This is a genomic window from Agromyces sp. NSFZ (assembly GCF_056156205.1).
This window is the reverse complement of the sequence record NZ_CM149585.1, coordinates 104447-119349: the sequence shown is the minus strand read 5'-3', so window position 1 is coordinate 119349 and position 14903 is coordinate 104447. Positions and strand designations below refer to the sequence as shown.

General features: G+C 71.2%; 11 protein-coding genes. 7 read left to right on the top strand and 4 right to left on the bottom strand.

Annotation, left to right across the window (positions count from 1 at the left end; translation table 11 throughout):
- Nucleotide 1: 1 nt before the first annotated feature.
- Nucleotides 2-1045, bottom strand: coding sequence for an L-threonine 3-dehydrogenase (gene tdh, locus ACVFI9_RS00565; protein WP_474764103.1), 1044 nt, complete (start codon nucleotides 1043-1045; stop codon nucleotides 2-4).
- Between the two features lie 286 nt (nucleotides 1046-1331).
- On the opposite strand from tdh, the gene ACVFI9_RS00560 reads away from it, so the two are divergent.
- The 4 genes from ACVFI9_RS00560 (at nucleotide 1332) to ACVFI9_RS00545 (ending at nucleotide 7187) form a co-directional block, all read left to right on the top strand.
- Nucleotides 1332-2588 carry an MFS transporter gene (locus tag ACVFI9_RS00560; RefSeq protein ID WP_474764102.1) on the top strand — a complete coding sequence of 419 codons (1257 nt, stop codon included), beginning with the start codon at nucleotides 1332-1334 and terminating at the stop codon, nucleotides 2586-2588.
- 58 nt (nucleotides 2589-2646) lie between these two features.
- Complete coding sequence (nucS, locus tag ACVFI9_RS00555; RefSeq protein ID WP_474764101.1) at nucleotides 2647-3342, top strand: endonuclease NucS; 696 nt, start codon at nucleotides 2647-2649, stop codon at nucleotides 3340-3342.
- Nucleotides 3343-3426: 84 nt separating this feature from the next.
- Nucleotides 3427-4113, top strand: coding sequence for an HAD hydrolase-like protein (locus ACVFI9_RS00550; RefSeq protein WP_474764100.1), 687 nt, complete (start codon nucleotides 3427-3429; stop codon nucleotides 4111-4113).
- Nucleotides 4114-4370: 257 nt separating this feature from the next.
- Nucleotides 4371-7187 (top strand): immune inhibitor A domain-containing protein, encoded by a 2817-nt coding sequence (locus ACVFI9_RS00545; RefSeq protein ID WP_474764099.1) that lies wholly within the window; start codon nucleotides 4371-4373, stop codon nucleotides 7185-7187.
- Nucleotides 7188-7271: 84 nt separating this feature from the next.
- Here the strand turns inward: ACVFI9_RS00545 and ACVFI9_RS00540 are convergent, their stop codons facing one another.
- The gene (locus ACVFI9_RS00540; protein ID WP_474764098.1) at nucleotides 7272-7907 is read right to left on the bottom strand and encodes a TetR/AcrR family transcriptional regulator; all 636 of its coding nucleotides are present in this window, start codon (nucleotides 7905-7907) and stop codon (nucleotides 7272-7274) included.
- Between the two features lie 127 nt (nucleotides 7908-8034).
- On the opposite strand from ACVFI9_RS00540, the gene ACVFI9_RS00535 reads away from it, so the two are divergent.
- The 3 genes from ACVFI9_RS00535 (at nucleotide 8035) to ACVFI9_RS00525 (ending at nucleotide 13007) form a co-directional block, all read left to right on the top strand.
- A complete protein-coding gene (locus ACVFI9_RS00535; RefSeq protein ID WP_474764097.1) occupies nucleotides 8035-9060 on the top strand; it encodes a DUF2804 domain-containing protein in 1026 nt (341 codons plus the stop codon).
- 166 nt (nucleotides 9061-9226) lie between these two features.
- Entirely contained in the window at nucleotides 9227-11839 is a 2613-nt protein-coding gene (locus ACVFI9_RS00530; protein WP_474764096.1) for an ATP-binding protein, read from the top strand.
- Nucleotides 11840-11897: 58 nt separating this feature from the next.
- Nucleotides 11898-13007: a hypothetical protein gene (locus ACVFI9_RS00525; RefSeq protein WP_474764095.1), complete on the top strand. Its 1110-nt coding sequence runs from the start codon at nucleotides 11898-11900 to the stop codon at nucleotides 13005-13007.
- Between the two features lie 12 nt (nucleotides 13008-13019).
- On the opposite strand, the gene ACVFI9_RS00520 is transcribed toward ACVFI9_RS00525, so the two are convergent.
- Both ACVFI9_RS00520 and ACVFI9_RS00515 read right to left on the bottom strand, forming a co-directional pair.
- Nucleotides 13020-14411 carry a threonine/serine exporter family protein gene (locus ACVFI9_RS00520; protein WP_474764094.1) on the bottom strand — a complete coding sequence of 464 codons (1392 nt, stop codon included), beginning with the start codon at nucleotides 14409-14411 and terminating at the stop codon, nucleotides 13020-13022.
- Nucleotides 14354-14659 carry a hypothetical protein gene (locus ACVFI9_RS00515; protein WP_474764093.1) on the bottom strand — a complete coding sequence of 102 codons (306 nt, stop codon included), beginning with the start codon at nucleotides 14657-14659 and terminating at the stop codon, nucleotides 14354-14356. Before ACVFI9_RS00515 ends, ACVFI9_RS00520 begins: the two co-directional genes overlap by 58 nt.
- Nucleotides 14660-14903: the final 244 nt, after the last annotated feature.

Genomic DNA, 14903 nt, shown 5'->3' with positions numbered 1-14903 from the left:
TTCAGACCTCCGTCCAGTCGAGGATGACCTTGCCGACCCCGCCTGATTCCGCGGCGTCGAACGCGGCGCGCCATTCGCGCGCCGGGTAGCGATCGCTGATGATCGACGCGACCCGCGAGCGCAGCTCCGCGCTCGTCTGCAGCATCGCGCTCATCGAGTTCCACGTCTCGAACATCTCGCGACCGTAGATGCCCTTGAGGGTCAGCATGTGCGTCACGACCTTGCCCCAGTCGATCGCGTACGGCTCGCTCGGCAGGCCGAGCAGGGCGATGCGCCCGCCGTGGTTCATGTTCTCGATCATCTCGGGCAGCGCGGCGGCGGAGCCCGACATCTCGAAGCCGACGTCGAAGCCCTCGCGCATGCCGAGGCGCGGCTGCACGTCGCGGATGCGTTCGCGGGACACGTCGACCGTGGCATCCGCCCCCATCTGCATCGCCAGCTCGAGTCGCGCCGGGCTCACGTCGCTCGCCACGATGAACCGGGCGCCCACGTGCCGCGCGACCGCGATCGACATCAGGCCGATGGGACCGCAGCCCGTGACGAGCACGTCTTCGCCGACGACCGAGAAGGCGAGCGCCGTGTGCACGGCGTTGCCGAACGGGTCGAAGATCGCGCCCACCTCGGGCTCGACCGGCGAGTGGTGCACCCACACGTTCTCGCCGGGGATCACGATGTACTCCGCGAACGCGCCGTCGCGATGCAGCCCGACGCCCTTGGTCCTGATGCACATCTGCCGGCGGCCGGCACGGCAGTTGCGGCACATGCCGCACACGATGTGACCCTCGCCCGAGACGTGGTCGCCGACCGCGACGTCATGCACGAGCTCGCCCACCTCCACGACCTCGCCGTAGAACTCGTGGCCGGGGATCAGCGGCGTGCGGATCTCGGACGCCGCCCAGTCGTCCCACTGCTCGATGTGCAGGTCGGTGCCGCAGATGCCCGTGCGCAGCACCCGGATCTTCACGTCGGCCGGGCCGGGCTCGGGTTCGGGTCGATCGACGTACTCCAGGCCGATGCCGGGCGCGGGTTTGAAGAGGGCCTTCATCGATAACCTCGTCGTCTCTGGTACTCGAGCCGGGGGGTGTTCCGGCTCTGGGTCGGCTCCCGGGTCGTGTCCGGGCGCGCCGAGCGCCAGTGCCTTCATGCTAGCGACGGATGTCCCGGCCGCCGTCACCACAACAGCGACGGGCCCGTGGCATCCGTCGGCCGCTCCGCGCGCCCGCCCGCCGGGGCGTCTTGCGGCCGACGGTGGCGACCGGTAGGGTTCTGGCGTCGGACGGCTCGAATCGATTCGACAAGCATCCGACAGGCGACACGACGAAGCAGGACAGATGACCGGAACACAGCGTGAGAGCGCGAACATGCAACGCACCCGCCGTGAACTCGTCGCCTGGCGGAATGCCGTCTTCGCGGTCTTCTTCGTCTCGGGCTTCGGCCTCGCGAGCTGGATGGCGCGCATCCCGACCATCCGCGACCACACCGAGCTCACCACGCAGGGCGTCGGGTTCGTCATCCTCAGCGGATCGATCGCCTCCATCGTGGGGCTCGTGGTCGCGCCGTTGCTGCTCGGGCGCCTCGGCCCTCGAGTCGCGATGGCCGGCGTGATGCTCATCGTGTCGGTCGGCATGGTGCTCGTCGGCCTCGGCGGTTCGGCGACGCCCTCGGTGCTGCTCGTGGTCGTCGGGCTCGCCCTCTTCGGCTTCGGCAACGGCGCCGTCGACGTGATGATGAACGTCGAGGGCGCCGAGGCCGAGCGCGAGATCGGACGCACGCTCATGCCGCTCATGCACGCGTTCTTCAGCTTCGGCACGGTGGCCGGCGCCGGACTCGCGGCCGCGGCATCCGCCATCGGCATCCCGCTCTCGTGGCACCTCGCCGGCATGGCGCTGGTCGTGGCGATCGTCTCGGTAGTGGCGGTGCGCTTCGTCCCGGCGCAGCCGGTGCCGCACGACGAGGCATCCGACGCCCCCCGGCCGCCGCTGGCGCAACGCCTGCGCGAGAGCCTCGCGGTGTGGGCCGACCCGCGGCTCCTGCTGATCGGCGTGATCATGCTCGGCATGGCCTTCGCCGAGGGCAGCGCCAACGACTGGCTCGCCCTCGCCGTCGTCGACGGACACGGGTACGACGCCACGGTCGGCGCGGCCGTGTTCACCGTCTTCACCATCGCCATGACGGCCGCGCGGGTGCTCGGCGGCCCGGTGATCGACCGATTCGGCCGGGTGCCGACGCTTCGGGTGCTCGCCGCCACGGGCGTGGCCGGGCTCGCGCTGTTCATCTACGGCACCGAGCCGTGGATGCTCATCGTCGGCACCGTGCTCTGGGGCGTCGGCGCCTCGCTCGGGTTCCCCGTCGGCATGTCGGCTGCGGCCGACGTGCCCGAGCGGCGCCTCTCGGCGGCCCGCGTGAGTGCGGTGGCGATCATCGGGTACTGCGCGTTCCTCGTCGGGCCGCCGTTCCTCGGATTCCTCGGGCAGCAGTTCGGCATCCTCAACGCGCTCCTCGTGATCCTGGTGCTCATGGCGATCGCCGGGATCGCGGCGCCGGCCGCCCGCGAGCAGTCGGGTCCGCGAGCCGAGACCAGGGGCTGAGCCGAGGCATCCGCTCGGGGCATCCGCCCTCGTCGGCCGCTCGCCGTACACTCGACAGGTGCGCCTCGTCATCGCCCGTTGCTCCGTCGACTACGCGGGGCGCCTCTCCGCCCACCTGCCCCTCGCGACCCGGCTCCTCATGGTGAAGGGCGACGGCTCGCTGCTCGTGCACTCCGACGGGGGCAGCTACAAGCCGCTCAACTGGATGAGCCCTCCATGCACGCTCGAGGCCGCCGAGCCCGACGACGAGCAGCGCGCCGCCGGCATCGCCGAGGTGTGGAAGGTGACGCACAAGAAGACGGCCGACCAGCTCGTGGTCTCGATCCACGAGGTGCTGCACGACTCCGCCCACGAGCTCGGCGCCGACCCGGGCCTCGTGAAGGACGGGGTCGAGGCGCACCTGCAGCAGCTGCTCGCCGAGCAGATCGAGCTCCTCGGCGAGGGCCACCGACTGGTGCGGCGCGAGTACATGACGGCCATCGGCCCGGTCGACATCCTGGCGACGGATGCCTCGGGCGCGTCGGTCGCCGTCGAGCTCAAGCGCCGCGGCGACATCGACGGCGTCGAGCAGCTCACCCGGTACCTCGAGCTCATGAACCGCGACCCGCGGCTCGCGCCGGTCACCGGCGTGTTCGCCGCGCAGGAGATCAAGCCGCAGGCGCGCACGCTCGCCGAAGACCGCGGCATCCGCTGCGTGGTGCTCGACTACGACGCGATGCGGGGCATCGAGAGCGGCCACGCGCGCCTCTTCTGAGCAACCCCTTGCCATCGTGACGACGCCGTGAGAGCGTGCTCTTCCCTGAGAAAGTCTCAGGGAAAGTACCCATAGGATGTCACGGTGACTTCCACCCTCCCCACCCAGACCATTGCGCCGCCGCGCACGTGGTCGGCCGTGCTGTTCGATCTCGACGGCACGATCGTCGACTCGGCGTCGGACATCACGGCGTCGCTCGCGCACATGTTCACGGAGATGGGACTCGAGGCACCGTCGGAGGAGGTGCTGCGCTCCTACGTGGGTCCGCCGCTCCTCGACAGCCTGCGCATGACGGCGGGATTCACCGACGCCGAGGCCTGGGAGGCGCTCAACGTCTACCGCGACCACTACGGCGATCACGTGCTCCGCTCCCCCGTGTTCCCCGGCGTCGCGCACCTGCTCGAGCGGCTGCACGCCGCGGGCGTTCCCGTCGCCCTCGCCACGTCGAAGCCCGAGTCCATGGCGAAGGCGGTGCTCGACCACCACGGCCTGAGCCCGTACTTCACGGTCATCGCGGGCGCCAGCGACGACGAGGAGCGCAGCACCAAGGCCGACGTCGTCGCCGAGGCGCTGCGCCGCCTGCAGGCCCTCGGCGTCGACACTGGTACTGCGGTCATGGTCGGCGACCGCGGGTACGACACGCTCGGCGCGCTCGCCAACGGCGTGCCCACGATCATGGTCGAGTGGGGCTACGGCGGTCCTGAGGAGGCCGGCGACGCCATCGCGACCGTGCACTCGACCGACCAGCTGCGGGGCCTGCTCCTGGGCTGAGCACGATCGCGCGCGCCCTCGGACGAAGCTCGCGCCCGTGCATGCGCGCCGAACGGTCGAATCCGAGCGCCCCGGGGCATCCGACGACGAAAATTGGCGACCCTACGCAACGGACATGCGTGATCGACCCGAACTTCTTCACAGCTCTTCCATAGCTGCCGAAACGCGGGAGAGGATTCCGGGTACGTCCGCCGCCATCAGGCGGGCGTTCGTTCGTGCCGAGCGGTGACCCCGCGAAGGCACTCGGAGGGAGATGCATGTCTGGAACGACCACACGCGCGCGCAGGCGCGCGGTGGCGGCGATCCCAGTCTTCGCGCTCGTGGCCGCCGGTCTGGCGACTGCGGGTGCGAGCGGGGCAGCCGTCGCAACGGGTCCGGTCACCACCCCGGTGATCAGCGACTCGGAGTACTACATGAACTACGTCTCGCCACGTGCCGAAGTCGCCTTCGGCACCGACGAGATCGTGGGATCGATCGCGTCCGGCCGGAGCGGCGAGGGGGGCAACGCCGCCCTCGAGAAGGCCGACGCCCTCGACCGCAAGTTCAGCCAGGGCAACCCCGTCGCGGCGCGCGGCCTCGCCAAGCTCGAAGCGAAGTCGGTCGAGACCGGGAAGAGCCCGAAGGAGCTGAAGAACCTCAAGGGCTCCACGTCGACCCAGGAGGCGAAGCTCCTCACGATCCTCGTCGAGTTCGACGACACGGCGAGCGACGACTTCACGGGCCTGCAGGTGCCGAAGGAGTTCGGGTCGAGCGAGTGCCAGCCGGGCAACCTGCAGAGCGGCCCGCTCCACAACAACATCCCCGACCCGGCCTCGTACGCGCTCGAGGACAACAACACGATGTGGGTGCCCGACTTCTCGTCGGAGCACTTCAACAAGATGCTCTTCACCGACGAAGGCATCACCGAGCGTGTGCGCCCAGACCTCACCGGCCCCGACGGCAAGCCCGGCATCGACATCTCGGGCTACACCATGAAGGCCATGTACGAGGAGATGTCGCGCGGCGCCTACACCGTGACCGGTGAGGCCACCCCGTGGGTCACCGTGCCGCACTCCGAGGCGTACTACGGTGCGAGCCTCTGCTTCCTCAACGAGGCGGGCGAGTACGAGGCCGGCGCGATCCAGGACATGCAGGGTCACCCCGACAACCCGCTCGGCCCGGGCCAGCTGCCCATCGACGCGGTCGCGGCGCTCGCCGATGCGCAGCCCGACTTCCCGTGGGACGAGTACGACATCGAGGACCAGGGCGACCACGATGACGACGGGAACTTCCTCGAGCCCGACGGGGTCATCGACCACGTCGTGCTCGTGCACGCCGGCGAAGACAAGTCCGGCGGCGGTGGCGAACAGGGCACCTACGCCATCTGGGCCCACTCGTCGGCGGTCGCCGGCGGCGCGCCGATTCCCGGCACCGACCTCATGCTCTCGAACTACATCGTGCAGCCCGAGGACTCCGGCGTCGGCGTCTTCGCGCACGAGTACGGCCACGACCTCGGCCTCCCCGACCTGTACGACACCTCGGGTGCCGGCAGCTCCGACGTCGACTTCTGGGACCTCATGTCCTCGGGGTCGCACTCGGGCCCGATCTTCCAGTCGATGCCGACGCACATGGGCCTGTGGGACAAGTGGGTGCTCGGCTGGGCCGACCCGCTCGTGCTGAACCCGGGCGCCGAGACGCGTGACGTGAAGGTCGGCCAGACCTCGCGGCCGAAGAAGGGCACGCAGGACGGCGTCAAGATCAACCTCCCCGACAAGGTCGTCACGCTCACCGAGCCGCACAGCGGCGCGAACGCGTGGTACACCGGGGCCGACCAGGACTGGGCGGACCTCCGCCTGGGCCGCACCATCGCCGACGTCCCGGCTGACGCGAAGTTCTGGATGTGGAACGACTACGTGATCGAGGCGGACTGGGACTACGGCTTCGTCGAGGTCTCGACCGACGGGGGGTCCACCTGGACCGAGCTGAAGGTCTACGCCGAGGACGGCACCGAGGCCTCCACGCCCGACGGCTACGCCGACCCGAACGGTCGCATGGCCGACTACGGCGGCAAGAGGTATGGCCTCACGGGCGACTCGCACGGCTGGGCGCACCAGTACGTCGACCTCACGGCCTACGCGGGCCAGGACATCGAGCTGCGCCTGCGTCTCGCGACGGACGCCGCGTACCAGGACCGCGGATGGTTCAGCGACGACTTCTCGCTCACGAGCGGCGGCACCGAGGTCTGGACCGACGATGTCGAGGGCGGAGAGAACGGCTGGACCACCGAGGTCGCCTCGTTCACCACGACGACCGGGCCCGGCTGGCGCATGGACACCGGCACCTCGGTGAAGGCGCAGTACTACCTGGTCGAGTGGCGCAACTTCGACGGCTTCGACGAGGGCCTGAAGTACGCGTACAACTCGGTGTACAGCGTCGACGCGTGGAAGGTCGAGAAGCTCGCGTACAACGCGCCCGGCGCCCTGGTGTGGTACCGCGACACGACGTACGGCAACTCCAACCAGATCACGGCGAACGAGACCGCCCTGCCGAGCTACGGCGCCAAGGGCGGCCTGCTCATCGTCGACAGCCACTTCAACCCGTTGCAGCGAACGGGGGCGGCGGCCGACGAAGACCCATCGACCATGAACGCGATGCCCTCTCGTGCGCAGTCGTCGAACGCGGCGTTCGGGCTCACCGAGACGTACCCCTTCACGGAGTGCTTCACGGGGGCGGACGTCACGGTCGAGTACTGCACCGACATCGCGCCGCAGTCGCCGGTGAGCACCTTCACCGACGACCAGGGCTGGGTCCCGGGCTTCGCCCTGCGCGAGTCCACCGGTCAGCTGTACTACCGTGACCGGGACGCCTCGGCCGTGGTGCCGTCGGTCGGCAACGCCCAGTACTCGACGCCGCTGTACGACCTGCAGGGCAACCGCCTGCCGGCCTACGACGGGCTCGACGTCGGGCTCGGGCCGTTCGGGTCGGGCAACCCCGCCGATGCGGGAGTCGGCTACGGCACCGTCGTGCAGGTGCTGGAGACCCTCGACGGCAACCGTGCGGCGGTGATCCGGATCACCGCGCCGACCGCGGGATGAGCTGACCCGCAGCGCGAACGGCGAGGCGCCGGCCCCTCATGGGGTCGGCGCCTCGTCGTTTCCGAGTCGCGCCCCGGGCCGTGCTCAGGCGGCGTGGCGTTCGAGCCCGTCGAGCAGCCGGTCGAGGCCCCAGCCGAACGCGTCGCCGGCGGCCCCGGCTGCCGCCTCGGTGAGCGGGAACGCCGCGGCATCCGACCAGAGGGTGTTCTCCCCAGCCGCAGCGGACGACTCCTCGTCGTCGCCCGCCCGCCGAGCGGCGTCGAGCGCGGCCACCCCGAGTACGTATGCGCGCACCGCGTGCGCCGCCCGCGCGGCGTCGGCGTGCGGCATCCCGTCGCCCACGAAACCGGCGACGAGCGACTCGTTGAGGCGGAGGGCGTGCCGTCCGTCGAGGGGACCGCTCGTGACGAGCACGATCGCGCCGACGTGCTCGGCGAGCCTCTCGCGCAGGGCGTCGGCGTGGGCGTGCACCTGCTCGCGCCAAGCTGTGCCGGAGTCTGATGCCGCGGCCGGCGCCACGGTCGACAGCAGGTGCTCGACCATCGCACGCAGCAGGGCGTTCTTCGATGGGAAGTACGTGTAGAGCGCCGTCGGCGTGAGGCCGAGCGACGCGGCGACGCCGCGCACCGACACGGCGGCGAAGCCCTTCTGCTCGAGGATCTCGAACGCGGCGTCGACGATGTCGGCTTGGCTGAGGCTGCGCCTCGGTCCGGGTCTCATGGTGCTCCTCGCGGTCCACCCCACCGTACCCGGTGCGGACGACGGAACCCGGCGGCGGGATGGCATGCGACCGCCCGCTCTGCCATGATTCGTGCGGGCCGAATCCTGAGGAGCCCGAGGAGGCGATGTGGCCGATCCAGGCGGCGCGACGCGCGAGCGCGAGCTCACCGAACCCGTGACGCTCACGCTGCCGAACGGACGGCTGAACCCGGCGGCGGTCGGCTGGACGCGGCATCCGCTGCACGACACCTCGGGCATCGGCCGAGGAGCACGCGCGTGGGGCCGGAACAAGCGATGGGAGTACTGGGCGTTCACCGCGCCCGACGTGATCGCCGCCGTCACCGTGGCGAAGCTCGATTACGCGACGATGAGCCAGGTGTGGGTGCTCGATCGCCGCACCGGCGAGGAGACCGACCGCAGCGCCGTCACGCCGCTCTCCCGAGGCGTCGGCCTCCCCGGCTCGCTCGGCGGCGGCCCGGCCACGGCCCGTGTACCGGGTCTCGAGGTGCGCATCGACGAGGAACTGGGCGGTACCCGCATTCGGGCGACCACCTCGCGGGTCTCGATCGACGTCCTGGCGGCGAGGCCGCGCGGGCACGAGGCGATGGGCGTCGTCGTGCCGTGGAGCCGGACGCGGTTCCAGTACACCGTGAAGGATGTCGCGCGGCCGGCCACCGGCGCGGTGATCGCCGACGGCACCGTGCACGAACTGCCGCCGGGCGAGAGCTGGGCGGTGCTCGACCACGGCCGCGGCCGATGGCCCTATTCGATGCGATGGCACTGGGGCGCGGCATCCGGCATCGAGCACGGCCGTCGTCTCGGGCTCCAGCTCGGCGGCCTGTGGACCCGCGGCACCGGCTCGACCGAGAACGCCGTCTCGCTCGACGGCCGCCTGCACAAACTCGGCGACGAGCTCGACTGGCGGTTCGACGCGCACGACTGGCTCGCGCCGTGGTCGATCACCGGCCCGCGCGTCGTCCTGCGCTTCCAGCCGTTCCACGACCGCTTCGCGCGCACGGCGCTCGGCGTCGTCCACTCCGAGACGCACCAGTGCTTCGGTCACTATCGCGGAACGGTGACCGCCGACGACGGCGAGGTCGTCTCCATCGAGTCGCTGCTCGGGTGGGCTGAGCACGTCACGAACCGCTGGTAGCCGAGCGGATGCCTCGGCGCCGTTCTCTGCGTCCGCCGTGTCTCCGCGTCGCTCGTGCGCCCGCGTCCCCCGTGCGGGTGCTGGACGGCTGCCGGGCCACCGCCCACAATGGCAGGATGGCGCACCGACGAGGCCGCCGCTCCCGGTCGACGGGGGGCGTGCCGTGGTGAGCCCCGACACGGGGCCGGCGATCCGAACCCCCGACCAGCGGCTGCGCGTGTTCGTCAGCTCCACGCTCCGGGAGCTCGAGCCGGAGCGCCGGGCGGCTCGCTCGGCCATCGAACTCCTCAGGCTCGCACCGGTCATGTTCGAGCTGGGTGCGCGCCCGCATCCCCCACGCGACCTCTACCGCGCGTACCTCGAGCAGAGCGACGTGTTCGTCGGCATCTACTGGCAGCAGTACGGCTGGGTGGCGCCGGGCGAGGACGTGTCGGGCCTCGAGGACGAATACCGTCTCGCGCCACGCGGGATGCCGAAGCTCGTCTACCTGAAGCGACCCGCGGACGTCGATGAACGCCTGGCCGGACTCCTCGCGGCGATTCGCGCCGACGACACCGTCTCCTACACGTCCTTCTCGGACCCGGGTGAGCTCGCCGAACTCGTCGCAGCCGACCTCGCGACCCTCCTCGCCGAGCGGTTCGATGCATCGCGCGAGGCGCGCGGCCCTGCCGCAGCCGACGACGAGGGACGCACCGGACACGTCCCGGCCCCCTACACCGACGCGGTCGGACGCGACGACGACATCGAGACGCTCCTCGACTGGCTCGACGCGGACGGCCGTCGGCTCGTCACCCTGGCGGGACCAGGCGGCATCGGCAAGAGCCGGCTCGCGATCGAGGTCGCCCGGCGTGCCGCCGATCGATTCGACCGGGTCACGTTCGTCATGCTCGAGCATCTTCGAGACCCCGCGGACGTGCTTCCCGCCGTCGCGAGCGCGCTCGGCGTACTCGGCGGGCACGAGGGGCCGATCGGCGAGCGGCTCGGCGTGGCCCGGGCCGGTCGTCGCGATCTCATCGTCCTCGACAACTTCGAGCAGGTGATCGCCGCCGCCCCGGCGGTGACCTCGTTGTTGAGCGACCTGCCGGGCGCGACGTTCCTCGTCACGAGCCGTGCCCGGCTGCGCGTGCGGGGCGAGCACGTCTTCGACGTCGAGCCGCTCGGCCTGCCCGCCGATCCGGACCTCGACTCCGTGCCGGCCATCATGGCGGCTCCCTCCGTACGACTGTTCGTGGAGCGGGCGCGCGCGGCCGACCCGCGCTTCGAACTCACGACCGAGAACGCCGACGTGGTGGCGAGGCTCTGCCGAGCCCTCGAGGGCGTTCCGCTGGCGATCGAGCTCGCGTCCGCACGCATTCGCGCGCTCACGCCCGCCGCGATGCTCGACCGGCTCAACCGGAAGCTGCCCATGCCGGCCACGGCCGCGCGCGACCTTCCCGATCGGCAGCGCACCATCGAGGCGACCGTCACGTGGAGCATCGACCTGCTCGGCGCGGAAGCGCGTGCCCTCTTCACGCGGCTCGGCGTCTTCGCGGGCGACTTCAGCCTCGACGCGGTGGAGGCCGTCGCCGCCGACGCGCCATGGGCCGGTGATCTGCTCGGCACGCTCCTCGAACTCGTCGACGGGAGCCTCGTGCGCCAGCACGACGAGGACGGCCTGCCGCTGTTCTCCATGCTCGTGCCGGTGCGCGAGATCGCCACCGCTCGGTTCGAGCTCGAGGCGGATGCCGCGGCCGTGCGTCGCGCGCACGCAGAGTTCTACGTGCGCCTCGCCGTGGAGACCGAACCGCTGCTGCGGGGCAGGACGCAACTGGCCGCGGTCCGCCGGCTGGCCGCCGAGCGCGACAACCTGCGCGCCGGGTACCGTCACCTCATCTCGAGCTCGGAGGTCGACGCCGTCGCCGACGCCGTGTGGCGCCTCCTGTTCTACTGGTGGATCCGCAACCTGCTCCCCGAGGCGAAGTCCTGGATGGGAGACATCCTCGCCACCGGCGCACCGCTCTCGGGCCGGACCCGCGCCATCGCGCTCACCCTGTCGTCGTTCGTCTCGCTATGGCAGGCCGACACCGAGATCCGCCTGGCCGACCTCGAGGAGGCCGTCGCGCTGTTCCGTTCCTGCGGCGACGAGTTCAGTGAGGCGTTCGCGCTCACGATCCTCTCGCTCGCGTGCCTGTCGTCGTCGCCGCCCGACCTCGAGCGGGCCGAGGCGACCCAGGAGGCCACGCTGAAGCTGCCGGCGACCCGACAGGACCCGTCGTTCTCGTCCCTGTTCCAGAGCGCGCTCGGGCGCGTGCGGTTCCTCCGCGGCGACTTCGCCGGGGCCCTCGCGCTCTTCGATGCCGCGCTCGACCAGGCCAAGCGTGCCGAGGATCTCTACGTCGAGGGCGTGACGCTCACCCAGGCGGGCTGGGCGCGGCTCGCCCTCGGTGAACCGAGACCCGACCTGTTCGCCCGCAATCTCGAGCTCGCCGTACTCCTGGGCAGCGAAGACGGGGTCGGATACGCGCTCGAGGGTCTCGCCGGCACCGCGGCCGCCGTCGGCGACCTCGAGCGTGCCGGGATCCTCCTCGGCGCCGCCGAGAACGCCCGAGCGCGTACCGGCCTCTCGGAACAGCAGTCGTACGTCACCTACCAGCGCTTCGTCGCCGAGGTGCTCGCCTCCGAGCGGGCGGCCGAGTTCGAGACGGCTCGGGCGCGGGGGCGACGGATGGCACGGCGAGCCGCCCTGGAGCTCGCGCTGGGCGCCGGCGTGATGCCCGTGTCGACCGAGGGCGTCGGCTGAACGAGGATGCGCGACGTTGCGCCCAGGAGAGCGGGGCCGTCGGTCGTACCATGAGGCCATGTCAGCATCGACGACGGCGGCCCCGGCCCCCGATACGCAGGAAGCTCCGCCACGGCGCCGGGTCGCCGTCGAGACCGAGGCACTCGTCGCCGGTGCTCTCGCCGCCGTCGCGAGCGGTGTCGTCGCGGCATTCATCTTCGCCGGCGGGCTCTGGCCGCTCTGGGGCGGGCTCTCGGTCGGCATCGTCGCCGCCGTCGCCGTGCTCGTGACCGGGATCGCGATCGGCGCGACGGGCTACTGGCGGGCTCGCAGCCTCCCCGGTCAGGAGTGGCGGCATGGCCTTCGGCCCTGGAAGTTCTCGATCGATGTCGCCACGGTCTCGGCCGTGCACGCGATCATCGGCACCATCCTCACCATCACCACGTTCGTGCTGCTGCAGCGCAGCTTCGAGGGCCTTGTCGTGGACGTGTGGATCGGCACCGGCGGGACGGCAGCCGCCGCCGGCCTCCTCGGCTACTGGACCTACCTCTCGGTCTCGTCGATCACCACGAACAAGCTCGCGACCCTGCTCGTCGTGTTCATGGCGACCGCGACGCTCGCGAGCATGGCCACCTCGCAGGACCCGCAGTGGTGGGAGTACCACTTCAGCCAGCTCGGCATCTCGGACGACTTCTCGAGCTCCCTCTTCAACCTCGCGCTCATCATCGCCGGCGCCTTCGTCACGACGTTCGCCCTGTATGTCGACCGCGACCTCACGACCCTCGTGCGGCAGGGCGTGCTGGTGCACGCCTGGGCGCCCCGTGTCGTCTCGATCGTCTTCGTCGTCATGGGCGTGATGCTCGCCTGCGTCGGAATCTTCCCCCTCAACGTCAGTATCCTGCTGCACAACTCGTCGGCGATCGGCATGTCGCTGTCGTTCCTGGGTCTGCTCATCGCGTCGCCGTGGGTGCTGCGCGGGATGCCCGTTCGGTTCTTCGTGTTCTGCGGCGTGACCATCGTGGTGCTCCTCGGTGGCGCACTGCTCTTCGAGCCCGTGAGCTACTGGAACCTCACGGCGTTCGAGCTGCTCGCCTTCTCGCTCATCTTCGGCTGGATCGCGGTCTTCATCCGCTTCGTCGACGCCCTGGCCACCACCGGCGGGAGCGACGACGGCGGCTACTCGGTCTGACGCGTCCCGGCCTCAGAGGGGCGGTCGCTGCATCCGGTTCGACACCACCGAGCCGGCGAGGACGCCGAGCGCGATGGCCACCATCGTGGCGATGGTGGCGACGAGCGAGTTGGTGCCGCCCGCGTCGCCGCCGAGCACGTCGGCGACGCCGACGAGCCCGATGGCGCCGGGCACGAGCAGCCAGAACGCCGGCACGAAGCTCACGAGTGCGGCCGGTCCGGACGGCTGCCGCGCGACGAGGGCGGTGACGGGCGTGACTGCGAGCGCGCCCACGAACGCCGAGAGCACGCCGCCGAGGAAGACGTCACCGATGACCTGCGCGCCGTAGGCGACGTAGAGCACGAGCAGGATCCACGGCAGCGAACGGCGCGGAGCGCACTGGTGCACGGCGATTCCCACGCCGAACACGGCGACGGCGACCCACGGCGCGAACGGTCCGAGCGCCTCGGGGTGCTCGGTGAAGTCGTAGTCGGGCACGCCGACGATCGCACCGGCGGTGACGATGCCCGCGGCGATGAGCACGAGTTGCATGCCACCCGCGGCGAGGCGGCCGGCCCCCGAGATCATCTGGCCCGTCGAGAGCTCGATGACCGCCGTCGTGAGCAGGGTGCCCGGCAGCAGCACGACGAGCGGCGCGATGAGCGCCGCGAGGATGCGCGGCCCGAATCCCGCCTCGAGGAGGAGGAACACCACGAGTGAGACACCGAGCGCCATCCCGACCGTGATCAGGGCGGCGTAGCGCCTCGGCACGCGCTCGCTCACGAGGAGCGCGGCGCCGACGAGCGCGCCGAGCACCACGGCGACCGCGACTCCGGTCCACGTCGTCCCGAGCATCACGGCGAGGGCGCCGCTGAGGAACGCATAGCCGACGGTGCGCAGCGCCCGCCCGTACGTCGGCGGCATCTCCCGGATCCGCCGGATGCGTTCGATCGTCGATGCGGGATCGATCACGCCGAGGCGCGCGGCGTCGACGGTGCGCTGCAGTTCGTCCACCTGCGCGAGGAGGAGGCGGCCTTCGCCGCTCGAGATGGCCCCGGTGCGGTGCTCCCCACCGTGCTCGCCCTCACCGCGCGCCGAGACGAGCAGCGCAGTGGGGAAGACGACGACCTGGCTGGCGGGCAGGTGATTCACGCGTGCGATGTCCTCGAGGGCGTCGCGCACCGTCGTGACCGAGTAGCCGGCCTGGATCATCGCGTCGCCCACCACCTCGGTCGCGGCGAGCGTCGCAGCGGAGTCGGGGCCGCCCTCGGCGGGGACGGGGACCGCTCCCGTGTGGGCGGCGGCCTTCGCGCTCGCGGCGAGGTCGCGCTCCGCGCGCGGACGCAGTACGAGGAGCAGGATCGCGCTCACGGCGAGCACGCCGGCGGCGATCGCCCACGAAACCCAGTCACCCCATTCGAACATGAGGCCACACTAACGACGGGCGCCCGACCGTCGGTCAGGCCCGGCGATCCTTCGCCGATCACGATCGGCAGCACGAAGACCGCCGCAGCGACGGTGAGGAGCGTCCCGATGAGGTTGAGCACGATCCACGAGCCCAGGCCGACGATCGCCGCACCGACCGCGATCCAGCCGATCGGACGCGCCGGCAGCGCCGTCCACGGTGCTTTCGACCCCGCCGAACGATGCTGCGATCCGGTCGGCGCGGTCATCGCCCGACCTCCGCCGCGGGTGCCCGCAGGCTCTGGAACAGCCGCACGATGTAGAGCACGGCCCCGGCCAGCACCACGAGCACCCCGACGCGCCACACCCAGAGGCCCGCGGCGACCGGCCGCCTGGAGCGCCGCTCAGCGGAGCGCGCCGGCGCGATCTCGCCGCCGACACGAGAGCAGCGGTCGACGCCAGTGCAGCGCGACACCCCCGATCTGGTGCTGGACGGGTGCCCCCTCTGGGCGG

Excerpts from the sequence above, each read along its gene's own strand:
- tdh (WP_474764103.1), bottom strand. The coding sequence starts at position 1,045 with ATGAAGGCCCTCTTCAAACCCGCGCCCGGCATCGGCCTGGAGTACGTC.
- ACVFI9_RS00560 (WP_474764102.1), top strand. The coding sequence starts at position 1,332 with ATGACCGGAACACAGCGTGAGAGCGCGAACATGCAACGCACCCGCCGT.
- ACVFI9_RS00545 (WP_474764099.1), top strand. The coding sequence starts at position 4,371 with ATGTCTGGAACGACCACACGCGCGCGCAGGCGCGCGGTGGCGGCGATC.
- ACVFI9_RS00540 (WP_474764098.1), bottom strand. The coding sequence starts at position 7,907 with ATGAGACCCGGACCGAGGCGCAGCCTCAGCCAAGCCGACATCGTCGAC.
- ACVFI9_RS00525 (WP_474764095.1), top strand. The coding sequence starts at position 11,898 with ATGTCAGCATCGACGACGGCGGCCCCGGCCCCCGATACGCAGGAAGCT.
- ACVFI9_RS00520 (WP_474764094.1), bottom strand. The coding sequence starts at position 14,411 with ATGTTCGAATGGGGTGACTGGGTTTCGTGGGCGATCGCCGCCGGCGTG.
- ACVFI9_RS00515 (WP_474764093.1), bottom strand. The coding sequence starts at position 14,659 with ATGACCGCGCCGACCGGATCGCAGCATCGTTCGGCGGGGTCGAAAGCA.